The organism is Xenorhabdus bovienii (genome assembly GCF_024721015.1).
Lineage (GTDB): Bacteria > Pseudomonadota > Gammaproteobacteria > Enterobacterales > Enterobacteriaceae > Xenorhabdus > Xenorhabdus bovienii.
In genome coordinates, this window is record NZ_JANAIF010000042.1 from 1 (window position 1) to 26,097 (window position 26,097).

General features: G+C 41.3%; 22 protein-coding genes. 8 read left to right on the forward strand and 14 right to left on the reverse strand.

The genetic code is table 11. From position 1 onward, the window contains the following. Positions 1-385 precede the first annotated feature (385 nt). Positions 386-1,813, forward strand: coding sequence for an exodeoxyribonuclease I (gene sbcB / locus NXS07_RS12120; protein ID WP_038212840.1), 1,428 nt, complete (start codon positions 386-388; stop codon positions 1,811-1,813). A gap of 117 nt (positions 1,814-1,930) precedes the next feature. Here sbcB and dld read toward each other — a convergent pair whose 3' ends face one another. The 8 genes from dld to yieE form a co-directional block, all read right to left on the reverse strand. Continuing rightward, positions 1,931-3,661, reverse strand: coding sequence for a D-lactate dehydrogenase (dld, locus tag NXS07_RS12125; RefSeq protein ID WP_038207682.1), 1,731 nt, complete (start codon positions 3,659-3,661; stop codon positions 1,931-1,933). Between the two features lie 183 nt (positions 3,662-3,844). Next, positions 3,845-5,227 carry an APC family permease gene (locus NXS07_RS12130; protein WP_258086830.1) on the reverse strand — a complete coding sequence of 461 codons (1,383 nt, stop codon included), beginning with the start codon at positions 5,225-5,227 and terminating at the stop codon, positions 3,845-3,847. A gap of 658 nt (positions 5,228-5,885) precedes the next feature. After that, the gene (locus tag NXS07_RS12140) at positions 5,886-7,859 is read right to left on the reverse strand and encodes a ligand-gated channel protein (protein ID WP_258086831.1); all 1,974 of its coding nucleotides are present in this window, start codon (positions 7,857-7,859) and stop codon (positions 5,886-5,888) included. Between the two features lie 152 nt (positions 7,860-8,011). Beyond that, on the reverse strand, positions 8,012-8,800 hold the full coding sequence (locus tag NXS07_RS12145; RefSeq protein ID WP_038193026.1) for an ABC transporter ATP-binding protein: 789 nt from the start codon (positions 8,798-8,800) through the stop codon (positions 8,012-8,014). Beyond that, positions 8,797-9,882 (reverse strand): FecCD family ABC transporter permease, encoded by a 1,086-nt coding sequence (locus tag NXS07_RS12150; RefSeq protein ID WP_038193025.1) that lies wholly within the window; start codon positions 9,880-9,882, stop codon positions 8,797-8,799. The genes NXS07_RS12145 and NXS07_RS12150 overlap by 4 nt, the downstream gene beginning before the upstream one ends. A 20-nt stretch (positions 9,883-9,902) precedes the next feature. Continuing rightward, a complete protein-coding gene (locus NXS07_RS12155) occupies positions 9,903-11,036 on the reverse strand; it encodes an ABC transporter substrate-binding protein (protein ID WP_308686608.1) in 1,134 nt (377 codons plus the stop codon). Between the two features lie 228 nt (positions 11,037-11,264). Beyond that, complete coding sequence (locus NXS07_RS12160) at positions 11,265-12,752, reverse strand: amino acid permease (protein ID WP_258086833.1); 1,488 nt, start codon at positions 12,750-12,752, stop codon at positions 11,265-11,267. Between the two features lie 168 nt (positions 12,753-12,920). Further along, on the reverse strand, positions 12,921-13,784 hold the full coding sequence (yieE, locus tag NXS07_RS12165; RefSeq protein WP_038193020.1) for a DNA-binding transcriptional regulator YeiE: 864 nt from the start codon (positions 13,782-13,784) through the stop codon (positions 12,921-12,923). Positions 13,785-13,974: 190 nt separating this feature from the next. Here yieE and NXS07_RS12170 point away from each other — a divergent pair, with 190 nt between their 5' ends. Further along, positions 13,975-15,057 (forward strand): YeiH family protein, encoded by a 1,083-nt coding sequence (locus tag NXS07_RS12170; RefSeq protein WP_258086834.1) that lies wholly within the window; start codon positions 13,975-13,977, stop codon positions 15,055-15,057. Between the two features lie 102 nt (positions 15,058-15,159). Then, positions 15,160-16,002, forward strand: a complete 843-nt coding sequence (gene nfo / locus NXS07_RS12175) for a deoxyribonuclease IV (protein WP_038224124.1) — start codon at positions 15,160-15,162, stop codon at positions 16,000-16,002. Here nfo and fruK read toward each other — a convergent pair whose 3' ends face one another. Next, positions 16,003-16,941, reverse strand: a complete 939-nt coding sequence (gene fruK / locus NXS07_RS12180) for a 1-phosphofructokinase (RefSeq protein ID WP_038224126.1) — start codon at positions 16,939-16,941, stop codon at positions 16,003-16,005. 243 nt (positions 16,942-17,184) lie between these two features. Between fruK and NXS07_RS12185 the strand changes: the two genes are divergently transcribed. The 3 genes from NXS07_RS12185 (at position 17,185) to yeiP (ending at position 19,732) form a co-directional block, all read left to right on the forward strand. Next, entirely contained in the window at positions 17,185-17,604 is a 420-nt protein-coding gene (locus NXS07_RS12185) for a nucleotide triphosphate diphosphatase NUDT15 (protein WP_038190377.1), read from the forward strand. 179 nt (positions 17,605-17,783) lie between these two features. After that, positions 17,784-19,028 (forward strand): tryptophan permease, encoded by a 1,245-nt coding sequence (gene mtr, locus NXS07_RS12190; protein ID WP_038224128.1) that lies wholly within the window; start codon positions 17,784-17,786, stop codon positions 19,026-19,028. Between the two features lie 131 nt (positions 19,029-19,159). After that, positions 19,160-19,732, forward strand: coding sequence for an elongation factor P-like protein YeiP (gene yeiP / locus NXS07_RS12195; RefSeq protein WP_038207704.1), 573 nt, complete (start codon positions 19,160-19,162; stop codon positions 19,730-19,732). A 69-nt stretch (positions 19,733-19,801) separates the two neighbouring features. On the opposite strand, the gene NXS07_RS12200 is transcribed toward yeiP, so the two are convergent. Both NXS07_RS12200 and NXS07_RS12205 read right to left on the reverse strand, forming a co-directional pair. Next, positions 19,802-20,113: a YmdA family protein gene (locus NXS07_RS12200; protein ID WP_038224130.1), complete on the reverse strand. Its 312-nt coding sequence runs from the start codon at positions 20,111-20,113 to the stop codon at positions 19,802-19,804. A 281-nt stretch (positions 20,114-20,394) separates the two neighbouring features. Beyond that, the gene (locus tag NXS07_RS12205; RefSeq protein ID WP_258086835.1) at positions 20,395-20,712 is read right to left on the reverse strand and encodes a YmdA family protein; all 318 of its coding nucleotides are present in this window, start codon (positions 20,710-20,712) and stop codon (positions 20,395-20,397) included. A gap of 470 nt (positions 20,713-21,182) precedes the next feature. Here NXS07_RS12205 and NXS07_RS12210 point away from each other — a divergent pair, with 470 nt between their 5' ends. Next, positions 21,183-21,887, forward strand: coding sequence for a phosphatase PAP2 family protein (locus NXS07_RS12210; RefSeq protein WP_038193008.1), 705 nt, complete (start codon positions 21,183-21,185; stop codon positions 21,885-21,887). Between the two features lie 343 nt (positions 21,888-22,230). After that, the gene (mepS, locus tag NXS07_RS12215) at positions 22,231-22,815 is read left to right on the forward strand and encodes a bifunctional murein DD-endopeptidase/murein LD-carboxypeptidase (RefSeq protein WP_038193006.1); all 585 of its coding nucleotides are present in this window, start codon (positions 22,231-22,233) and stop codon (positions 22,813-22,815) included. 74 nt (positions 22,816-22,889) lie between these two features. Here the strand turns inward: mepS and NXS07_RS12220 are convergent, their stop codons facing one another. The 3 genes from NXS07_RS12220 to rsuA all read right to left on the reverse strand — a co-directional run bounded on the left by NXS07_RS12220 (position 22,890) and on the right by rsuA (position 25,859). Further along, positions 22,890-23,234: a YejG family protein gene (locus NXS07_RS12220; protein WP_038193004.1), complete on the reverse strand. Its 345-nt coding sequence runs from the start codon at positions 23,232-23,234 to the stop codon at positions 22,890-22,892. A 683-nt stretch (positions 23,235-23,917) separates the two neighbouring features. Next, the gene (locus NXS07_RS12225) at positions 23,918-25,105 is read right to left on the reverse strand and encodes a Bcr/CflA family multidrug efflux MFS transporter (protein WP_038207709.1); all 1,188 of its coding nucleotides are present in this window, start codon (positions 25,103-25,105) and stop codon (positions 23,918-23,920) included. Positions 25,106-25,151: 46 nt separating this feature from the next. Next, positions 25,152-25,859 (reverse strand): 16S rRNA pseudouridine(516) synthase RsuA, encoded by a 708-nt coding sequence (gene rsuA / locus NXS07_RS12230; RefSeq protein ID WP_258086836.1) that lies wholly within the window; start codon positions 25,857-25,859, stop codon positions 25,152-25,154. Positions 25,860-26,097 lie beyond the last annotated feature (238 nt).

Consider the following 26,097-nt stretch of genomic DNA (forward strand, 5'->3'; position numbering starts at 1 on the left):
TGGTTAATCAACTCTTATGATGGAATGGTGGGGCATTATTATTGCACGAAATTTCTCATGACGACACCATCTAGCATCTGATGACCAAGAGTTTCCGCTGCCATGAGAGGTTTCAGTACCTATCCGAAAAGAGACTTTTCTCCGCATTAGAAACATGTGAAATGATAATCAACGATTTTCACCCTATATCATTAGAGAGTTCAGATTGTCCAAAATATGGTTTACCATATCTTTTTGCATCGTAGAAACCAAAGATTTAGTACACAACTTGTCATAAACTAAACCGTGCAATAAAACTTTTATCAACATGATCAATACACAAAAAATAAGATAACACATTGAAATTAAATTAATTAAACCAATAACCAACGGACGCAGAATTACCTTGAGTAACGATAAAAACCCCACTTTCTATTTTCATGATTATGAAACCTTCGGCAAGCACCCTGCCTTAGATCGCCCAGCCCAGTTTGCGGGAATTCGCACCGACAGTGATTTTAATATCATCGAAGAGCCTTTGGTGGTGTACTGTTCGCCTACTGACGATTATCTGCCCGATCCTGAAGCTGTGATGATCACGGGGATTACACCACAGTTAGCATTAAAAAAAGGGGTCAATGAGGCCGAATTTACCCGCCAGATCCATGAAGCGTTCAGCAAGCCCAATACCTGTATTATCGGGTATAACAATATTCGTTTTGATGACGAAGTCAGCCGAAATATCTTTTATCGCAATTTTTACGATCCTTATGCTTATAGCTGGCAAAAAGGCAACTCCCGCTGGGATCTGCTTGATGTATTACGTGCCTGCTATGCCCTGCGCCCAGAAGGCATTATCTGGCCAGAAAATGAGGATGGTCTGCCCAGTTTTAAGCTAGAAAACCTGACGAAAGCCAACGGAGTGGAACATACTCAGGCTCATGATGCCATGTCCGATGTTTATGCCACTATTGCGATGGCAAAACGGGTAAAAAAAGCCCAACCTCGCTTGTTTGATTATTTTTTCCAATTAAGAAACAAACAGAAGGTCAGTAACCAGATTGATATTCCGCAAATGAAGCCACTGGTTCATGTATCAGGAATGTTCGGAACTCTGCGCAGCAATATCAGCCTTATAGCACCTTTGGCATGGCACCCGACAAACCGCAATGCGGTCATCATGTGTGATTTGGCTGGTGATATTTCCCCGTTACTAGAACTTAGCGCAGACGAATTGCGCGAGCGCTTGTATACCCGGCGTAATGAACTACAGCCGGGCCAAGCTCCAGTACCCATTAAATTGATGCATATCAATAAATGTCCGATTATTGCTCCTGAAAATACGCTACGGACAGAAGATGCGGAACGAGTGGGATTGAATCGCGATCAATGTGCAAAAAATCTGGTTATATTGCGCAGTAATCCGCAAATCAGGGAAAAAGTGGTTGAGCTATTTTCTCAACCAGAGGAATTCCCTGAGTCCGATAATGTCGATGCCAAGCTGTATAGCGGTTTTTTCAGTGATGCCGATAAAACCGCGATGGAAATTATCCGTGAAACCGCACCCAAAAACTTACCTGCACTGGATTTAACATTTCAGGATCCACGTATTAAAACACTCCTGTTCCGTTACCGCGCCAGAAACTATCCGGCAACGCTGGATTATGATGAACAACAGCGCTGGCTATATTATCGCCGGGAGATATTGACACAGGAAAGTATCAGCCAATATCTTGCGACCATTGAACAGCTCTTTGTTGAATATCAATCTGATGAAGAAAAGTGCCGCCAGTTAAAAGCGCTGGTTGATTATGCAGTTCAGCTGGCTGGCTAACGGCCCCGCATCATACTGGCTTATTTTGGAAAAAGAAAAAGACAAGATGCTCTATTTTGTCTTTTTTTATCATCACTCCAGCATCATTATAGTTTAACCATGTCGATGACCGGAAAGCTAACAATCACACTTTCCGTCCTCTCTTCCCCAATTTTTCAGCTTGGAGGTTTTGCCAATACCCGGATTCAAAGTATTAGTGGGATCAGTCATCTGATAAAACTGTTTAAGCTGCTGTTTAGCTTGATATAAATGGCCAACGTTATGTTCAGCAGGATATTCTGCTCCTCGCTGGTTCAGGATCTCCAGCATTTTTACTTTCAGTGTATGAACATCTGTGCCTTTTTTAACAATGTAATCCTGATGGAATACGTAGCACATAAAGTGTCCGTAATACAAACGATGTACCAATGCTTCATCAATTTCTGGCGGTAGATGCTCAAACCATTCGTGGTCATTGCGGCGCAGGGCAATATCCAATGCCAAAATATCCTCAACTTCATTGCTATGAACAGCTTGATACCGAATAGCCGCTCCCGCCGCCGCAAAACGGTGTAAAAATGCCTTTGCGCCCTCTTCTGGCGTACAGGCGAAAAATTCTCCCTCGGCTTGTTTAAAGTAGCTTTCCAGCCACTCACTAGCTTCTTTTATGCCTTCACCAGACATTTTTAACATCAAGTGATGTTCGAAGCGATTTCGGTACTCTTTCAAACGTGCGGGCAAATGTGAAGGTAATAAATGGCTCAAGCCCTGTATTACGCGATCTGTCAGGTGTGATGGCAAAAAAGGAATTTTGCTAAACATGGCATCTATACGCCCTTTCAGGCTGAAAAACATTGGCATTTTATCCGTACCCAGTTTATCAATCATGATAAAAGTGTCTTTACCATACCCTTCAGCGATATCAAAAATATCCCGATGCATATATTCGCCAGCAATCGGTAAATGCTGGAAATTAGCTAATATATGTCGGCGTAATTCTGTCAATACTTCAGGTTGGTTGGTACCGATATAGAAAACTTGAGAAGAAGACTGTGCAGGAAAAGTATCCAAACGGACAGCAAAAATAACTAATTTACCTGCACAACCAGAGGCTTCAAACAACCGACGCTCATCTGCATTAAAACGTGATGGGGTATCTGCATTGATATCTCGAACACGCTGCTCATACTCATGATCAGAAGCAACTCGGTCATCCAACTGAATATCCTCAGCTCGGTAACGCTGTTCTTCCAAGCAAGTCAGAATATCTTCTGGCGTATTCCCTAACGATATACCCAAATGATTAATCAGTTCAGCTTGCCCCTTCTCATTCACACGGCCATACAGTGCCATTTCTGTATAAGCTGGGCCACGCTGGACCAAAGAGCCGCCAGAGTTATTGCAGATCCCCCCAACAACTGACGCACCAATGCAGGAAGAGCCAATAACAGAATGAGGCTCACGACCTAACGGTTTCAAGACCTTTTCCAGGTGCCACAATGTACTTCCAGGAAATGCAATGACCTGATTGACTGATTTAAGAACCTGTATTTTATCCATCCGCAGTGTACTGATAATAACAATATCGCGGTCATAATCATCACCGTTAGGTGTGGAACCTTCCGTCAATCCGGTATTAGCTGCCTGCATTAAAATAATTTTGTCAGCTAAAATACAGGCTTTGAACACTTTCCATTGCTCTAATAATGAAGCCGGAAATACAACAGCAAGGGCATTTCCCTGTCCAGAGCGAAAACCTTTGCGATAACGTTCTGTTTTTCGAGGTTCAGTGAGAATATGAGAAGATCCAACAATATTAGTGAGAATTGTAATGAGTTGCTGGTTTTGAGGACTTTTAGCATCATTCATAATGGTTTTCTTACCTTTACTTAGCGCTAGATATATAGGCTCTTAATGAAATCACGCATGGCACAGTTGATATTTATTATATGACGCCTTTTGGTGATTTTTATGCCATTGATATTCTTTTTTTATTTCAATTAAAAACAGCACCCTAAGATGCTGTTTTATAAATAAATATACGAATAAAGCTTACACTGATTCAGTGAACTGTGGCATTGGCTGACGGAAACTGCGGGTCAGGAAGAACATATAAATAATACCGATTCCTCCCCAAATTAGACCTAACTTCATCGAACTTGACTCCAGATTCATCCATAATACCCCCACTGTCGCAGCCCCAAGAACTGGCAGGAGCAAAAAGTGAATCGTATCTTTCAGTGTGCTGTTACGCTTTTCACGAATGTAGAACTGCGAAATCACTGACAGATTAACAAAAGTAAATGCGACTAACGCCCCGAAGTTGATCAATGCGGTTGCTGTTACCAAATCCAGCCAACCCGCTGACAGAGCAACAATCCCAACCAATATGACATTAATTGATGGGGTACGCCATTTTGGGTGAATATAAGCAAATACTTTTTCAGGCAGTACACCATCACGCCCCATCACATAGAGCAGACGGGATACACCTGCATGTGCTGCCATTCCTGAAGCCACTACCGTAACACAGGAGAACATAAGAATAATGTACTGGAACAGAGCGCCAGCAACATACAGCATAATTTCTGGCTGAGAGGCATCTGGGTCTTTAAACCGAGAAATATCAGGGAAATAAAGCTGTAAGAAATAAGATACTGTAATAAAGATAGCCCCACCGATTAATGCAGTCATGAAGATCGCCTTAGGGATCACCTTTCCAGCATTAGGTGTTTCTTCTGACAGAGAACTGATACCGTCAAACCCGAGGAATGAGAAGCAGAGTATCGTCGCGCCAGTGATCATTGGAATCAACGTCGCTTCATCTGACGTGAACGGTTGAATACTCAATAATGTTCCAACTCCTTCTCCATTGTAGACACCATGAACCAAAAAACCGACGAGTACCAACATAACGACAACCTGAACAATCACAATAACACCATTGAGATTCGCGACTACATTAATGCCGCTCAGGTTGAAAATCGTCATCAGTATTGTCAACGTGACCACGAAAATCCATGGGTCAATGCCTGGGAAAAGAGCCTGAAGATAAATTTTCGCCAGTAGAATATTGATCATCGGCATAAGCAGATAATCCAGCAATGATGACCAACCTACCATAAACCCAAGATGGGGATTTATTGATTTTTGTACGTAAGTATAGGCAGATCCTGCTGATGGGAAGCGTTTTACCAGTTTCCCGTAACTCAATGCTGTAAATAAAATGGCGATCAGCGCGAGAGCATAAGATGTCGCAACGTGTCCGCTGGTCAATCCGGAAACAATGCCGAAAGTGTCAAAGATAGTCATTGGCTGCATGTAGGCAAGCCCCATCATGACCACCTGAAACAGGGTCAGTGTTCTTCTTAGTTGAACACGATTGTTGGCACTGGTTTGGTTAGTGTCAAGTGTGAGAGTAGTATTATGCGACATGAGCGAAACCCCCCATAACTTCGATCTGGGTACTAATACAACTACTTAATCGATAGTTAGTGGGTAGACTTCGCATCTGTCTATAGACAGAAAAGAAAGAAGAGTTATTAGAAGACAGCGAACTGACGGAGGACCATGCCCCATAATCATCGTTGCAGCAGCAAGCGCCAATTGGCACAAGTGCAAAAGTAAATAATTGCTCCATGTTTGCGTTCCTCAGTACAGCAGCCCGTTCTTATAATGGCCGCTTATGGTCAGTATCGATCCGGAACAAAATCCGGCCTCTTGGTGTTGTAAAAAATAACTCAAAGCAAAAAAATAACTGGTGTATATTTACACACCAGCTATTTTTTAGTGCACGCATTTTGCATTTCACGCTTAGAAATAGCAAGAGCTATCACACTAAAAATTCATTATTTTTTACAATACCGGAGAGCCTGATGGAATAGGCTTTCACTGAACCTGTGCAGAAACTTAACGCTATCATATTCCTTGTTTGGAATTTAATAAATTTTTAGCACAGAAGGAAACTATTTGCTATTTAATTGTGATATCAAAAGGTTCAACCTTTCATCATAGAACTGATGAAAGGTTGATTTAATATTACGTTTAAATGTTAATTATAATGATTAATACTAATAAAAAACCGAAGTATTAATTAAAAATCATAATTAATGCCGATGTTATAACGACGGCCATCTAGTACCGCATCGTGGGTTTTCTCAGTAACGCGCTTGTCAAAGACGTTGTAGATACCACCTAATACACGCAAGTTCTTCGTCAAGTTATAGGTCATTCCCAAATCAACGAAAGTGTAAGATGGTGTACCATTCTTCACGCCAGAGCGATATACATAATTTGTTGATTTACTTCTGAAATTAACGCGAGTCCACGTATCCATTTCTGGTAGTGCCTGCCAGTTCAAGGTAGCGTTGGCCATATGTTTTGGCATTTTATTCAATGCCTGACCTTTATACTTACCGCTTTTCTGCTCCGACTCGGTATAAGTATAACTTGCGGCTAAGGACAAGTTTTCTACGATATCCCAATTCAGGGTGGCTTCTATTCCACGGATGTTCGCTTTATCCAAGTTTGTACGCTTGTTGATAAAATCATAAGTAATATCACCTGTTGGTTTACATGGATTTTCAGTATCTTTATCACACTCTCCAACCTCAGTGATCTTGTCTTTAAAGTCTGTATTAAAGACAGTTACACCAACGTTAAAGTTATCTTGATTATTCCAAATAACACTAATCTCTTCACTAACACTTTTCTCTGGTTTAATATCCGAATTCCCTATAATCATTCCCTTAAGATTGCTACCACCCGTTGTCTGTCCCCAATTAGGGGCAACCTGTCGCAATTCAGGTGAACGGTAACCAGTAGAAACTCCACCTTTGATCGTCCACTGTTCATCTGCGTGCCATACACCATACAAACGAGGCGTCCAATGTGCTCCAAAGTTTTCGTCTTTATTTAAACGAGCACCACCCGTCAGAGCAAAATCATTGGTCATTTGCCATTCATCTTCCGCAAATAATGCCCAACTCCAACGTGTTAATTTATTAACATCTTTTGCTGAATTTAATTTATTACCAGTATCTCGTAAATCTTCATAGCGATACTGTCCTCCTACACTTAACGTATGATCATCTAATATAAACGTAGTTTGGTTATTAAATAACGTATCGTTATATTTCATTTCACGCTCAGGGTTATGCGATTCATCCCTCTGAACATAAGAAGTCATTGTACCGAAGTCATAAACGCCATTATGGGAAATCGAATAGTTATTACGTTTATAGCGGCTTATGTCATCTTTACAAGATTTTGGCTGGCAATCACGAGTTTTACCAATGGTTGAGTCTCGATCCTGCTCATAACGCCCAGCCTCAAATTCGAAAGTATTCTGTTCATCAGGTGTCAAAGAGAACGTTGCTGCACCATTACGCATTTCCTGCTCTCTAAAGCCACCAATAAACTTATCTTCATTACGATGAGAAAACAGGCCATTGACTTTCAATCCTAACAAACCATCAATTAATGGCCCCGCAGCATAAGCGCTGGTTTGGTAGCTATTACCTGAATTTTTACGTTCGGTCAGAGTAGTATCTGCACGCAGGCTGGTATGCCACTCTTTCTGTACCTTACGGGTAATAATATTGATTACGCCGCCCATAGCATCAGAACCATAAAGAGAGGACATCGACCCACGCACGACTTCGATACGTTCAATTGATGCTAATGGTGGCAACCATCCCTGTTCGATACCAGAACCATCACTATTTGGGCGGGTGCTGCGAGTATCAACACGTTTACCATCAATCAGAATCATAGTATATTTTGAAGCCATACCACGAATACTGATATCACTACTACTGCCACCACCAGTCACAACTACCCCTGGTACATCTTTCAGTGCATCCGTGACATCACGATAAGATTTCGTTTCTAACTGTTCACGGCTAACTACCGAAATAGAAGCGGGTGCATCTTCAATCTTTTGCTGGAAACCTGCTGCTGTAGTTACAACAATTTTGTCTTCACCATTATTGGCAGCCAAGACTGTGCCGGATGAAATAGCGGCAATAATTCCCAATACGATTTTTCTTTTTACAAAAACAGCCATTCCCAGTTCTCCAAAAGGCAGAATAAAATTATTTAATAATTAATATGGATAATCGATATGCGCTCAAAGTACAGGGATAATTATTTATCCCTGTCAGTGTTATATTTATTAAGCTTTAGTTTTAATAAAACTATCTATTTCTCTTTATTACTCTAATTAGCCAATTCCGTCACTAAACCATCAATTAATACCTGAGGCACTCCCTGAGAGCAACGCTCAATGCGGCCTTTAACACCATAAACCTGCGCCAGACTATCTGGTGTAATCACCTGTTCAGGTGTACCTTCGGCAATTAACTCGCCTTTTTTCAGCATTAATACATGGTCACCATGACGCAATGCAATATTAATATCGTGAACAACAACAACCGTAATAATATTACGACGACGAGTTTCACGTGCCACTAAATCCATGACATGGTATTGGTAATTTAAATCCAGTGCACTTAATGGCTCATCCAATAATAACAGTGTCGGCTGCCTGATTAATGATTGAGCCAATCCCACTAACTGTTTCTGTCCGCCTGATAATTGATCCAGATAGCTGAGCGCCAAATGTTCAATGCCAAGCTGACGTAACAGTTCCATGACTTCATTCTCACATTGTTTGCTGCTTACACCACCTGATGCTCGCTGGGCAACAATCACGGATTCCAGTACATGGAGATGAACCCCCTCCGGCAACGACTGAGGCAGGTAAACTACACCCTGAGCGCGTTGAGCGAAATTCATCTGCATCAAATCCTGCCCATTGAGCAACAGTTCACCTCTAGCTTTATTAAGCCCCGCCAATGAACGAAGAAGTGTGGACTTTCCACTGCCATTAGGCCCCAGCAATACCGTGATTTGACCACTAGGCAATGACTTGACATTCAGATTTTCAATCACCGGATGCTTAGGATACCCGGCCGTAAGTCGGTTGATTTTCAGTCCCTGATTCATATACTTCCCTTATGCCGTAAAATAATGCTCAGGAAGAACGGAACACCAATCAGCGATGTGACGATGCCCACCGGTATGATAATTCCGGGGATCAGGTTTTTGGATGCAATAGACGCCATCGACAACACTAATGCACCAATCAATGCGCTCGCAGGTAAGTAGAAACGGTGATCTTCACCAAACATCATTCTGGCAATATGAGGGGCGATCAGCCCGATAAACGCAATCGGACCGACAAACGCTACCGCCAGTGCGGTTAGGATACTGATGCGCAGCAATGTTCCCAGACGAAGACGGCTGATGTTGATACCAAAACTGGCTGCACGATCTTCACCTAAACGCAATGCTGTCAGTTTCCAAGAGTTCATCATTGAGATAGGCATAATCATGAGAAATACCAGCAGCATAATGCCGAGCTTTTCCCATGTAGCCCTTGCAAGGCTACCCATCGTCCAAAAAACCAGCCCCTGTAAAGTGTCTTCTGTAGCGATAAACTGCATCATAGAAACCAGCGCTTCGAAGGTAAACACCATCGCAATGCCAAACAACACAACGCCAGACGTTGCCACTCTTGTCCAGCGTGTAATTCCATCAAGCATCAAGGCAGCCAGTAAAGCGAAGATAAAGGCGTTGGCAGAGATGAGCCATTGATCCGGTATTCCTGGGATACCAATGCCAAGCACAATGGCCAGTGCTGCGCCAAATGAGGCGGCATTGGAAACGCCCAAGGTAAATGGACTGGCCAGTGGATTATTCAGGACAGTCTGCATTTCAGCACCTGCCAACCCAAGCGACAAGCCAATGACTACCGCCATCAAAGCATAGGGTAATCGAATGTCCCAAACGATCACCCGCGTTCCTGCATCAACACTTTCCGGCGAAACCAGTGTCTGCCAAAGGGCTTGCAGTGATAACCCTGATGGCCCCATTGTAAAATCCAGTACCAAAGAAGCTGCAATCACAAAAATAATAAATAATATCAATGCAGTACGTCGATGCAAAATATGACGATAGCGTGCTTTTACATCGTACTCACTCAATTGTTGTTTCACCATTGGCATAGGTTCGGTAGTGACACTCATTTTTATTACCCGTTTACTGCTTACTTCTCACTGACCCAATACGTGCCTGCTGGTTCAACAGCCAAGAATTTATTATGAAGTTCTTTCAATGTTTGCTGTGGATCTAGGTCAGCAAATTTTTCAGGGTAGAACCATTTAGCAAAGACCTGAGTCACCACAACGTTATAAGGTGAATTGTAGTAATGATGCCAGATACCGTAACTACGCCCTTCTTTCACTGCGGTCAAAGTATTGATGCCTTTACGTGCAGTGATAGTTTTCAGTCCAGCGCGGGCAATATCCGCAGACGTTTGGGCACCCATTTGAACACCCTCATCTTTATCACCCGGATCCTGGGCACCACTCGCAATATAAATATAAGGATCTGCGACAATCACTTTTTCCAGATTCATCATCCCCAACGGTGACGGCAATACATCTTTAGCGATGTTTTTGCCCCCAGCCAAGTCAATGAAATTCCCCATGTTGCCATTACCTGCCGTACCACAGCAATCTTCACTGGAACCTGCTCTCAACTCAATAAAGACTGAAGGTTTCTGAGCTTCCGCTATGCGGTCAGTGATATCGGTGACTAATTTTTGATTTTTTTCATAAAAATCAGCGTAAGCGTTAGCTTGCTCTTCACGATGCAGCATTTTACCCAGCATGCGAATGCTCGGTAATGTGTTTTTCAAAGGGTCGTTGCGGAAATCGACAAAAACAACAGGAATACCTGCTTTTTCCAACTGCTTAACCAGCTCACTGTTTTTTCCTGGCCCATGCCCAGACAAGCCGAAAATAGCGACATCAGGGTTAAGCGTCAGAACTTTTTCAGAACTGACACTGTCAGCACTGGTGTTACCTATCAGGGGAATATTATCAATTTCAGGGAATTTAGCTTTATAAATAGAGTAAGTTTGTGGGTCTAGTTTACGGAAATCACCTTGCCAGCCAACGATACGCGCTAAAGGTTTGTCTCCTTCCAATAATGCAAGGGAATGGAATAGACGCCCTTCTCCCAACAAAATACGATTGACTTTTTCAGGCACTTCAACAGTACGCCCAGCAACATCCGTGACTGTTTCAGCCCAAGATGAAAAACTCGCCATCATAGCGGAGCTTGCCAGTAGACTGATACTTATACTCTTCACGACTGCTCGAAATACAAACTTCACTTTAGTTAGCCTCTTCATACGACAATTATGGCGCTAACAATAAAGCAAATAAGAATACTTATCAATGCGATTAATTCAGGATCGCCACAATTTACTGACTATATTCTTCCCGTAATACCATGACAAATAAAAACCGCCAATTTCATCACAGAAGAGGCGGTTTTTTGTAATATATAAATAATAATAAGTTAATTAATAAATATCAATTTGTTGATGTTTATTAACAAATTATTCATTACCTGTAAGTTTTAACGATGGGAATTCCATCTCACTACATTTAACAAACCGAGTTTTCTTTTTCAGTTTGTAGCTGAACCAGATAATCAGGAATAACGGAATACCGATGTAAGTCGCAGTGACACCGTACCAATCGATATTATCTTGCAAAAATGCCTGATAGTTCTGCCCTAATGTGATCATCAAACACAACACAAACGCAAAAATCGGCCCGACAGGGAAAAAACCTGAGCGATAGGGTAGCTCATTCAAGTCCCGCCCTTGTGCGATATAGCCTTTACGGAAACGGTAGTGGCTGATTGCAATCCCAAGCCACGCAATAAACCCTGTCATACCTGAGGTATTCAATAGCCACAGATATACCGTCTGGTTGCCGAACATTGAGCTGAAGAAACACAACCCTGCAACCACGGTAGTCGCGTAAAGTGCGTTACGTGGAACGCCTCCTTTTGATAAATGACCAAAAATTTTTGGGGCCTTACCTTCCCTCGCCAACGTGAACAACATGCGGGTAGAAGCATACATCCCCGAATTTCCCGCTGAAAGCACAGCCGTCAATATCACTGCGTTCATCATCGCAGCCGCAGATAACAACCCCGCATTTTCAAATACCAGCGTGAACGGGCTGACACTAATATCTTTCACACCATTACGCAATAAGTTGGGATCAGTATAAGGAATGATCAAACTGATAATCAAAATGGCAAAAACATAGAATAACAGGATCCGCCAGAATACTTTGCGTACAGCTCGTGGAATGTTTTTCGCCGGATCTTTTGATTCCCCTGCTGTAATGCCAATCAGTTCGGTCCCCTGAAATGAGAAACCGACAATCATTGCCACCCCAATCATGGCAGCAAACCCACCGGCAAATGGCGCATCAGCCACTTGCCAATTCTGCCAGCCTGCACTTTCAGTGCCTTTCATGATACCGATGATCATCAAGATGCCAACAATAATGAAGACAATAATCGTAGAGACTTTGATCAGGGAAAACCAGTATTCAGCTTCACCAAAACCTTTAACAGAAATGAAGTTCAGCAGAAAAATTATGCCAAGGAACAACGCACTCCATACCCAACCTGGCACATCATTGAACCAGTACCCCATGACCAACTGTGCTGCCACAAGGTCAACAGCTATCGTAACGGCCCAGTTATACCAGTAGTTCCATCCCAACGCGAAGCCAAAACCTTCATCAACATATTTGGAGCCATAGGTTGAAAATGAACCCGAAACCGGCATGTAAGCTGCCAATTCGCCCAAGCTGGTCATCAAGAAATAAACCATCAGGCCAATTAATGCATAGGAAAGTAAGGCTCCACCAGGACCAGCCCGTGAAATTGTTGCGCCGGAAGCAACAAACAACCCTGTGCCAATTGACCCTCCAATGGCAATCATCGCCATATGTCGTGCTTTTAATTCACGGCGCAGGGTTCTTGGAGGCTGATCCCTTGGTGTGCTTTGTTCTTGAGACATTCTATCCCTATATCATTGAAAGTAGTTCTAATGTGGAATTGTAACAAATCCCCGTCTCGAGAATAGCGGCGATTAGCGATTATAAGATACCCTCATAATTGACCGCCGATTATAAGCTACACGATTATTTTCGTATTACTAGTTCCATGTAGGCATACTAGATCGTTATTATTTACAATAGCTCAACAATTTTTGTAGTGCATTGGACATATGTTTCTGACGGTGATAAATCAGATAGAGTGTACGATAAAGATTCAGTTCAGGGATCACCAACTCAACTAATGTGCCATTTTTCAATTGCTCTTGGACGACCCGCCGCGAAAGGCAACTGATACCCATACCATATTGAACTGCATGTTTAATCGCTTCCGAATTTCCCAATTCCATCGCAATATTGAATCGAGGCATTTGCGAGAACAAAAGGTGATCCAGCACTTCCCTTGTACCTGAACCTTTCTCTCTCAATATCCAAGGCTCTTTAATCAAATCTTCCACAGTAAAGTCACGCTGTGAAAGTGAATTTTTCGGTGAGCAGAAGATCATCAATTCATCTTCCATCCACGGTTGGGTAATCAATTCAGGATTGTGACATAAGCCTTCAATCAATCCTAAATCGACGCGAAATTCGACAACCGCCTTTATGACATCTTCGGTATTACTGATATTCAATTCCAATGGTGTATCAGGATAGTCCTGACGATATTTCGACAGCATTTCAGGTAACATGTAATTGCCAATGGTGCTACTGGCCGCTAACCGCAGCGCTCCCAATTCCAGTTTAAAAAGCTGTTCTACTTCACCAGCCTGTTCAAGTAATGCTAATGCTTTGGGATACAGCAAACGGCCATGTTCATTGGTCACTAACCGCTTTCCCACTCTATCAAAAAGCTTCACACCCAATTGCCCTTCGAGATCCGTCAGTGAAGCGCTCACCGCAGATTGTGATAACGCTAAATGCTGAGAAGCCTGTGTCGTTGAACCACTTTTCAGAACTTCTGCAAAAATCTCCAGTTGTCTCAGAGTGATACGCATATGGCCTCGCGGGAAGCAAAAATAAAAGTTTAAGATAATCTTGATTCTAGACAGTATTAAGCAACTTAACAAAAGTCACACTTAATTAATCTATTTTACTGGTTATATATATAAATATTATCAATTTTTTTGATTAAAAAGCTTGGCATATGCTTATTCTTAAAATACATAAGCAATATGAGTAGCAATAATGTCTGAAAGTCAACTTGGCAAAATCGACAGATCCCAGCACAATCCGATACTGATATTAATTCCCGGATTCACACTGATCGCAGTTCTGACTGCAATAGCTATCCATGTAGGCGGCATGCCGTGGTTTATCAATATGGGATTAGGTGCCCTGACACTTGCCATTCTTTTGGGGTTTATTGTCGGAAATACGCTTTATCCTCTCTTGAAGCCCACTTGTGATAAAGGGGTTCATTTCGCTAAACACTACCTGCTACGCGCTGGTATCATCCTTTACGGCTTTCGTCTAACGTTCCAACAAATCACAGATATTGGTGCAACAGGGTTACTGATTGATGCCATTATGCTTTCTTCCACCTTTTTCATTGCTTTATGGCTTGGACGTACCTTTTTGGGGTTGGATAGTCAAACCGCAGTATTGATTGGTGCAGGGAGCAGTATTTGTGGAGCCGCAGCCATCATAGCAACCGAGCCAGTGGTCAAGGCATCTGCCAGTAAAGTAGCCGTTGCAGTTTCTACCGTGGTAATTTTCGGGACGCTCGCAATATTTATCTATCCATGGTTTTACCAACTCAATGCCCATTACCAATGGCTTCCTTTCTCTCAAGAAACATTCGGCATCTTCTCTGGTTCAACGATTCACGAAGTCGCTCAAGTCGTTGCTGTTGGGCATACATTAGGCAACAATGCCGAGAATGCAGCCGTTATCAGCAAAATGATCCGTGTCATGATGCTGGCCCCCTTTCTGTTACTGCTCTCTGGTTTTATTAGTCGGATAGAGGCTAAAAACTTTGGCAATGATCAAAAAAAATCCCCAATCAGCATTCCGTGGTTTGCTATATTTTTCATTGCTACGGCAGGCCTAAACTCTTTTCATTTATTACCTGGCTCCCTTATCAAACATATCATTACCGCCGATACCATCATGCTAGCAATGGCAATGGTTGCATTAGGTTTAACGACTCATGTCAGCGCCATTCGTCAGGCTGGAATTAAGCCGATTCTGCTGGCATTCTTCCTGTTTATCTGGCTGATGGCTGGAGGATTAATAGTCAATCAAGGAATCCAACGTTTATTGGGTTAAGTGGGAACAAGCGTCAAATTGCATTCTCTGTTTTTGACAGAGATTTTATTGGCAGGATGAACAATGCCATAATAGTGAAACAAAATTAGAAGAGGAAAAAATATGAAATTTGTTGGAGCCCATGTGAGCGCTGCTGGTGGTGTTGATCAGGCGGTGATCCGAGCGCATGAGTTACAGGCAACCGCCTTCGCCTTGTTCACGAAAAATCAGCGCCAATGGCATGCCCCACCGTTATCGGCAGATGTCATTGATAAGTTCAGAGCCAATTGTGAACGTTATGGCTATGGCAGCCAACAAATTCTTCCCCACGACAGTTACCTGATCAACCTTGGTCATCCCGAAGCGGAAGCGCTGGAAAAATCCCGCGCCGCCTTTCTTGATGAAATGCAGCGTTGTGAACAACTAGGCATTGATTTACTTAACTTCCATCCAGGAAGTCATCTCAAAAAAATCGATATTGATAAATGCCTCGCCCGAATTGCCGAGTCTATCAATATCGTGCTGGACAAAACACAGGGTGTAACCGCTGTCATTGAAAATACTGCCGGTCAGGGAACCAATCTCGGCTTCAAATTTGAACAACTCGCAGCCATTATTGAAGGTGTTGAAGATAAAAACCGTGTTGGTGTCTGTATTGATACCTGCCATGCTTTTGCGGCAGGTTATGACTTACGCACGGAAAAAGACTGCGAAGCAACTTTCGAGGCATTCGATAAAATTGTTGGGTTCAAGTACCTGCGAGCTATGCATCTCAACGACGCCAAGAGCGAATTTTCCAGTCGTGTTGATCGCCATCATAGCCTTGGAGAAGGCAATATTGGCAATACGCCATTCAGCTACATTATGAAAAATGACCGTTTCAATGGCATTCCATTGGTTCTTGAAACGATCAATCCAGGCATCTGGGATCAGGAAATTGCTTGGCTGAAATCCCAACAGAATTGATTACCTAAAAGAAGTCAGCTCGATCTTTGACATCATTGATGCAAGTTCAGTGCGGCTCCTGATCCCTACATTCGGCTGGCTGACCGTAAGTGCAGAAACTGCGGTTGCCAGACGCAAAGTATGTTCACTGGTTTCACGCATTAATAAGCCGTAAACTAATCCTCCCACCATCGAGTCCCCAGCCCCAACAGTACTGACTATTTCACAATGCGGTGGTTTTGCCAGCCATGCGCCTGAAGCATTGACCCATAACGCCCCTTGCTCTCCCAATGAAATGACGACATGGGCAATCCCTCTATTACGCAATTCATGGGCGGCATTAATCACGCTATCCAAGTCAGGTAATGGTTTACCAGCCCAAATTTCCAACTCATCACGATTAGGTTTTACCAGCCACGGTGACGCCTCCAGACCAGCAACAAAAGCTTCCCGGCTGCTGTCAAAAATTATACAGGGGCAACGCTGTTTCAATTGCAGCATCCAATCCGCAAATGATTCCGGTAAAATGCCCTCTGGCAAACTACCACTGACCACCACCATATCGCACTGCCCCAGCCAGTCGAGAGAATCACTGACAAAATAGTTCCATTCTTCTGCTGTCACATGGAAACCTGAAAAATTGAAATCCGTCACTTCACCGTATTTTTCTGTCAATTTCACATTGATACGAGTTCGGCCTGAGACCAAATGAAAGCGGTTTACCATATTGTTTTCACTAAAGAACTGCTGAAATCCTTCCTGATTTTCTCGTCCCAGAAAACCGCTGACCGTGACATCAATGCCCAAGTCACGCAGCACCTTCGCAACATTGTTCCCTTTACCAGCAGCATGCAACCCTGCGGTCTGTACGCGATTAACCGTTCCCTTGGTAATATCTGGGCATAAACCAACTAAATCATAAGCTGGATTTAAGGTAATTGTGGCAACTCGACGACTCATCTTGCCCGGTGTCTCCTGAGTAAACAATCATAAGTAATATTAAGATTTCTCTGTTATTTATAACATCAAAATTGAATCGTTTCAGTTAAAATTACCACTTGATTGATCGTTGTGTTATCTCGATCTAAAAGTAAAAATATGCCGAGAGAAGATTTCTTGTCAGATGACGAAAATAAAACCACTACAGATAATTTAAAATCTATCTTCATCATCATGGATAAATTCCAGCCGGAGGAATATACAGTGTCAGTTGTTGTCGGAGTTGGTGTCATCATTATTAATGATAAAGGTGAAGTCCTGCTGGGAAAACGCACCAGCAAGCACGCACCCTATTGGTCAATCTTTGGTGGGCACGTCGATCCAGGTGAAACTTTTGAAGAATGCGCCATCCGGGAAATTCAGGAAGAAACTGGATTAACGATTCAAGATCCTAAAGTCTATGGTGTCTGCAATAACCTCGAAACCTACCATGAAGAAGGAAAACATACAGTTTCTGTCTGTTTATTGGCACATCACCCTGGAGGTGAGCCACAACTAATGGAACCTGAAAAATGTGAGCAGTTAATCTGGTGTGATCCTAATCAGCTACCAGAACCCCACTTTGAAGCCAGCCGCAATGCCATCAAGCTATGGCAAATGGAAAAATTCTATCTTATCGCTTAAAACAACCCATCTTCTCAAATGCTTTTCAGGCGGGTTATTTCATATAACCTGCTCCCACATTTGTATGAAAAATACAACAAAAGGAATTTACTTATCATCCATAAATATTTGTTTACACATATCATTCATTAACGTATCGTCAAGCTAGTACAAGGTAGTACTATTAATTAGGAGTCTATATGACCATTGAGGTAACGCAAAATTTAAAACGTCCCTCCATACTTGGAGGCGCAATGATCATTGCCGGTACTGCCGTCGGTGCAGGTATGTTTTCCATTCCTATTGCTACTTCAGGCGTATGGTTTACAGGATCAATAATTTTGCTGGTATATACTTGGGCATGTATGTACTTCTCTGGCTTAATGATTTTGGAAGCTAATCTTAATTATCCGTCTGGCTCTAGTTTCCATACTGTTACTAAAGATTTACTGGGTAAAGGTTGGAGTACCCTCAATGGCTTATCTATCGCCTTCGTTTTGTATATCCTGACCTATGCTTATGTTTCAGCCGGCAGCTCGATTTTATTTCATAATATTACGCATCTCCTTCCCCTGCCTCAATCGGGAACTGGGTTGCTGTTCGCACTGATCGTTGCCTTTATTGTCTGGATGTCCACCAAAGCAGTTGATCGCTTAAGTACCATTTTGATAGGCGGCATGGTAATAACATTTATTATGTCAGTTGGAAGCATGTTTACCGAAGTCAAATCAACTGTCTTATTTGATCAAGCCAATACTGAAACCAGCTATTTACCATATACTTTCATGGCGCTACCTTATCTGCTGGCCTCATTTGGCTATCACGGTAATATCCCAGGTCTGGTGAAATATTACCATAAGGACAGTAGAGCCGTTGCACACAGCCTGTTCTATGGCACATTAATCGCATTGGTCATCTACATTTTGTGGCAGTATGTGATTCAGGGAAATATTCCCCGTGAAGCCTTCAAGCAGATCATCGCCGATGGGGGTAATATCGCGAATTTACTGCAACAGATGGATAATACGTCCAACAATACTACCGTAGCCCAACTCTTAAATGCTTTCTCATATATGGCATTGGCGAGTTCATTCTTGGGTGTATCTCTGGGTCTGTTTGACTATCTGGCTGATTTTTTCGGATTCGATGACAGTGGAGAAGGTCGTTTTAAAACCGCACTGGTGACATTCATTCCGCCAACGGTACTGGCGTTAATCTTTCCAAACGGTTTCCTATATGCGATCGGCTTTGCAGGACTGGCGGCAACGATTTGGGCGGTTATCGTTCCAGCCCTGATGGCTCATGCTAGCCGTGTGCGCTATCCAAACGCCAGCTATCAGGCTCCCGGCGGTAATTTTCTGATTGCTTTTATCATTCTGTTCGGACTGATAAATGCTACAGCACATATTCTCTCCCTATTTGATGTGTTACCTACTTATCATTGATATGTCCCCCATGCCTCAGTATTTTTACTGAGGTTTTCATATCACCTCTTGCCTAATGTGCTGACTGCGAGTAATTTTGTCGCCACTTCAATATTCATTCCATTATTTCCTTGTTTTTACGGAAGGTATCTATGGCTAAAGCCAATGAAATTAAGCGCGGAACTGCAATCAGTTACAATGGAAAATTATTATTAGTTAAAGACATCGATATTCAGACACCCAGCGCGCGTGGTGCCAGCACTCTGTATAAGATGCGCTTTACTGATGTTAGAACGGGTCAGAAAGTGGAAGAGCGTTTCAAAGGTGATGATATTCTCGAAACCATCACATTGACCCGCCGCAGCGTCAGTTTTTCCTATATTGATGGTGATGAATATATCTTCATGGATGATGAAGATTTCACCCCTTATCACTTTAAAAAAAATCAAATCGAAGAAGAATTACTGTTTATTCCTGAAGAAGGTTTGCCGGGAATGCAAGTTTTAACAATGGATGGGCAATTGCTGGCTCTCGAATTACCACAAACTGTTGATATGATCATTGAAGAAACCACGCCGAGTATTAAAGGAGCATCAGCAAGTGCTCGTACAAAACCCGCTAAAATGAGTACAGGACTCACTATTCAGGTGCCTGAATATCTGAGTTCAGGCGAAAAAATCCGCATTCATATTGCAGAACGTCGTTATATGGGACGTTGTGATTAGTTCTATATCCTTAAAATATTAATTGCTCTTTCCCTTTCGATGAAAAGAGCAATTCATCACCTATTAAAATCAGAAGTAATCCACATTAATGATCGCCACACGTTTTTGGCTATCAGTCCACTTCACACTGGAAACACCTATATTACCAGGAAGCATGACCTCGCCGATTGTTTTCTGAGTTGAAATAATTTGCTTTACAGTAAGGCTTTTCCCCAACCGATAGCAAGAGATATTAGCCTGAGTATTCGATACGACGACTTGACATCCTGGGTCAACAATAGAACCTGAAAACTGAATTTGCCCTCCTGTAGATTGCGCATATCCATAAGACATCCATGAAACCAACAAACAGCTAATTAACAATTTAAGATAATTTTGCATGGTCACCTCACTTTCGTTTTTCCATTAACTAAAACTCAGTTACCTTTATTCCTTCATCTCCATCATAATTATTTCACAGGAAAAAATACAACATTGACACATTTTATTGATTCATATCAAAAATGAATTTTCAGCTCAAAAAAAGATACTATTTTTATTAAGTCATTTACAAAACGGTTATTAATAACCATTATTCAAACAAAATTATAAAAAATTTTACAATTAATAATTATATTTATAAATTAAATAAACAATATGATTAGAAAGGTATTATATAATTTTTAGTGATAAGTGATAGTAACAATTCCTGACTTCTTGTTTTCTTCCATCCACCTTATTTCTTCTATTCCAATATGCTTTGATAATGGGTAATCACTATCTTTTTGATATTCTAAGTTTTTATCTTGATTAATCTGTTCGCCATTGTGCCAACAGGCTACTTCAGTACGTTCTTCACCCCAATTAAACTGACATGGAGGCTCAACAATAGCGCCATGAAATTGAAGAGACCCAAAACTTGAGGATAGCGGATCATGTGCCATTACAGGATAAAACAAAGGTATAAACAAAAAAGTCGTCATTTTTCGTAACATAAGCATTTAACCTCCACTACAGGTATTATTATCTTTTTTCAACTTTAGCCCCACGCTAAATTAGAAAACCAGATAATGGTACAACGCTCTGCTATCTATATAACGATATAACGGAAAATGAAACAATTTCTTTATGATTTTTATTTATAAAGGCCACATTTCAACATAATATTCTAACAAGTTAGGATATGGGGAAAGCAATTTGTAGTTATTTAATAATAGTCAGTGCTCAAAATTGAGACAAATATATATTATCGGTACTGAAGTGGGGATTTAGCTATTTTTCCGATATTACAAAATAATTCGCATATTAATGATAGTTACGCCAGTCCATAAATGGTATAAATATGCTGATATCTCCATGTCTTAGCAACAACATGCCAGAGCGATTACTCTTTGCCATAAATTTTGCTATAGTGCTCCCCCAGTTAATTTGACTACCACCAAAATTTACTTTCGTTTTAAATAGGTATCTCATGACCCGCAGTAACCCATTATCTATATTTATACTTAATATGCTCGGTATTGCCCTGTTTTTCTCATGGTATTTGCCTGAGAATCACGGTTTTTGGTTTAACATTGATGCAGCCATTTTTCATTTCTTTAATGAAAAACTGCTTCCAAATTCCAGATTTGCACTGTTTGTCGCCATCGTGAATATCAGGGCATTTGATGTTATATCGCTTCTGTGTATGGGCTTGCTCTATTACAGCGCATTTCGCAAACAGGACTATGCGGGTAAACGCCGTCTTTTCATGATAGGGCTGGTAATGTTAGTCACTGCTGTCATTATTAACCAAATAGGCCACAAAATTCCCGTCAGCCGCCCAAGCCCAACATTAACATTCGAAAATATTAATCGCGTGGACGACATGATCAGTTGGCATACAAAAGATGCTTCCAAAGACAGTTTCCCTGGTGATCATGGATTAATGCTATTGATTTTTAGTTGTTTTATTCTTCGCTATGTCTCTCGCGGCGCATTTTTCATTGCCCTGCTGATTATGATCACCTTTACCCTCCCGCGCATTATGGCAGGTGCTCATTGGTTTACAGATATTGCTATCGGTTCATTATCCCTGACATTAATTGGAATGAGCTGGGTATTACTGACACCCTTAAGTGATATTATGGCAACATGGCTGGATAAAAAACTGCCGTATATTAGGCGTACTAATTAAAATAGTAATGGTGAGGAGATATTGCTTATCTCCTCAAAACTACACAATTTTTACCAAACAGGTATAAAATAGCAACAATCATTCTAACCCCTTAGTTCCTAATCTAATTTTTTGTAAAGAACGCTTTTTGTATCTCGCTTTTTACTCATCATTTCTGTAACCTTCCCTGTGCCCTATTATTAAAATAACGCGTTTTGTAAAGATATTAATAAAATGTGTTGCTTCGCACACTTTAGGGACAGAAAATTTGTTAATTCACCATCTTCTGACTACGCTTTAGAACGTTTAGTGTTTCCATGATGGCGATAAGCCACGTTAAGGGCTGCAAGGGAAAATCAATATAATGGTCAAGTCTCAACCAATACTGAGATACATATTGCGGTTGATACCCGCAATTCTCGCGGCAGTGGTACTAACCGCATGTAGTTCGCCAGACTCCCAAATGCGTAGCAAAAAAACTGATACTCATGCAGTAAACAGCCAAAAGCACTTCTTACTGCAAGCGTCTCAGGATGAGTTTGAAACTCTAGTTAAAAATTTGGATACTAAATCCAAAATCCTTAACCAATATGCAGACTGGAAAGGTGTTGCCTATCGGCTTGGTGGGAATACAAAGCGCGGCATTGATTGCTCTGCTTTTGTCCAACGTACCTTCCATGATCAGTTCGATATAGATTTACCGCGTTCTACATCAGAGCAGCAAAAAATTGGCCAAACCGTCAGCCGTTCTAAATTACGGGCAGGTGATTTAGTGCTGTTCAAAACAGGCATTTATATGCGCCATGTCGGTATTTACATCGGCAATAACCAATTTGTACATGCTTCGACCAGTAATGGAGTGATCGTTTCCAAATTGACCGATACCTACTGGACTAAACGGTACTACGGCGCAAGACGAGTTCTGCGAGACGTGAACAAAGTCTCCTGACTATAGCTTAATTCCCTTGCAGACATAAAAAAACGCTTCCAAAGGGAAGCGTTTTTTTATCCAATTGTTATCCACTAAAGTGGGTACAACGCCGTTATGTTTTCTGCAATCGCAGCACCTAATGTCTTAAGTCGACATATCACTGCACTCTCATCCTCTTTAGCAAAAAACAAACATGGCTCACCTTCCCACTCAATTACTGCGCTCAATATTTGCATATCAGCAATAGATTGATTCAAACTATGCAAAATAACCCGAGCATTTTCACCTTCATGGCTTAACAATTTCAGCCCCATCAGGCTATTTCCTATATCTGTTTCTTCTGTTGGTAAAATTTCAACTTTCGTACCAACGAAGCCAGATGACCACCGATAACTTTGCGGCAGTCTATGTACTACCGAAAGTTGGATATTATCCACGTATTATTCCTATCAGAAACAACATTAATACATCTAACCACCAGCTGTAGGCTATCAGTGCGTCAAAACCGAATAACCCCCCAACAAAAAGCAAACAAAAAAGTAAATAAAAAGTTAAAATAAAATCCGATTTATCACACACTTTTCATCTTCCATTTTAAAAAGTGAGATCAAACTCGCATTTTGTATATATTTATACTGTTTAGGTAAAAAATTCAACTTATTTTTATGCAAATAAGCAACTTTTCATTCAAATTTCATTTACATATTTATGTGTATTAAGCCATGCCACGTACTGTGAAAAATAATATTTTTATATTACAATCAGTTAATTAACAACAAAACCATTTTAATCTATAGTCATGAACTCAATGGCATAAAGTTAACAAAAAACCAACAACCCAATATTGATTAGCATCATCAAATTAACAAATGTCTACATTTGTCTGCTGATTAATCGGTATATCCTGTCTATCCAAAAAATCAATGGCTTCTTTTGCTATTTCAAGATTTTTGGGGATTATCTCTAAATGCAGCCACTATCAGGACAGAATAAAAAATATTGGAAAAACTCTATGATTTTTTTAATGTGGAGATAGGCAGTACAGCAAGTGTAAGGAAGCAATATATGAATTAAAAAAACAGAGGCTACCTTATGCTATCTGATAGCCCCTCTGGTTATTTTATTTTTTGGCCTTATTCGCATAAATAATAAGTAACATTGCCAATATTACGCATAATGCCATTGAGCCCACCATCGGCCATGCGCTTTTTGCAGATACTGAAGATAAAATTGTGCCCACCAGCGCAGCAATACTGAAACGAATAGTTCCAGCCAGTGACGCAACCGTTCCAGCCATATGAGGATAATCGTCCAGAACAACAGCCATAGCATTAGAAGTGATCATGGAAATACCACTGATATAAATTGCAACACCAAATACAAGAGAAATAAACCCTAAATCAAGTACAGTGCTAAATAATAACCACAAACCCATGACAAATTGCACAAACACGCCGAAATGCAGCATTTTCGATGCGCCATATTTGCGGACACATTGACTATTAATCATGGTCATAATGAACAGAAAAATAATGTTCAACCCAAAATAGTAACCAAAATGTTGTGCAGAAACCCCGTTCAAGTCAATGTAAACAAATGCACCGGCACTAAGAAAAGAAAACATGCCTGCAAAAGAAAATCCACTTGCCAAGATGTAAAACAGCACCTGACGCTGCCGAAATAACATAGCAAACTGGTTAAAAATAGTTTTTAAATTGAATCGCTGCCTTCTCTCTTTCGGTAATGTTTCCCGGATAAAGAAAGCAACAAGAAACGCGGTTATCACTCCAGCAATCGAGATTGACCAGAAAATAGCATGCCAATTGAACCATACCATCATCAACCCACCTAACATGGGAGCCAACAACGGCGCAATGATCATCACCAATGTCACAAAAGACATACTGCGGGAAAATTCATCTTTCGTGAACATATCTCGCATCAAAGCGTTGATCACAACACTTGCTGCTGCAGCAGAAAACCCGTGCAGAAAGCGCATGGAAATAAAGGTATCAATATTTTGTGACAAAGCACACGCAGCAGAAGCAATGGCAAAAACAATCACACCACCTACAATGACTGGCTTACGTCCCAGACTATCTGACATTGGCCCATAGACCATCTGCCCAATGGCAAAACCCAAAATGTAACTACTCAGCGTCATTTGTACTCGACCGGCATCGACGCCAAAATTGGTGGCAATCGTTGGCATACTCGGCAAATACATATCAATTGCCAATGGCATCAACATAGAAAGCAAACCAAGGATCAAAACTAACCCCAAATAGGATAATCGTTGTTGTTGCACGCTTTAACTCCCGTAACAACTTGTTAAATAGATGGATAAAAGAAGGTTAAGGTGTTAGCACCTGTATGCTGTTAATTTCGTTTTTGGTCAATGCTCGATATTCTCCTGGCTCCAATGCAGAGTCCAAACAAATTTGACCAATTCGTTCACGATGAAGCTCAACAACATGATTGCCCACTGCGGCGAACATCCGTTTTACTTGATGGTATCGTCCTTCACTGATACTCAAACGTACACGGTGAGGCTCGATAATTTCTAGTTTCGCTGGTTTTGTCAGTGTTTTTTCGCCATTCAACTGCACACCTGCAAGAAATTTCATCTCAATATCGTCTGATATTGGATATTCCAATGTAACAAGATAGGTTTTTTCACAATGATGTTTGGGTGACGTAATACGATGTGACCATTGCCCATCATCTGTCAGCAAAACCAAGCCTGTGGTATCAATATCCAAACGGCCTGCTGAGTGTAATTTATGGGCAACAGGTTCATCGATAAAATACAAAATTGTCGGATTTGTTGGATCATCCGTCGAACACACATATCCCTGTGGTTTATTCAGCATAAAATAGCGGGAACCATCTAACTGTTCCAATACTGAACCTTCATAGGCTACCTGCTGATCGGGCTTCAATTTATACGCACCGCTCTTAATGACCTCGCCATCGACAGTAACCCGACTAGTCCGTAGTTCACGACCTACATCGTTACGACTTATACCTAACTGCTGTGATAAAAATTTATCCAATCGCATGAATAGATGTACCTGACAGAAAATAAACACATATGAACACACCCTTGATATTGCAAGCACTTCAAGGGTCACTATTGGAGTACAAGATTAAACAGATAATATTCAGAGTCATCGTAACATCAATAATTATAACAATAATAAACTACATGTTATAGCCATCTTACTTTAGTAACTGAATGGAAAGCGCTTTCCCGACGGCAAGACCACAGGAAAAATGTTATCCTCTCTATCAACTATC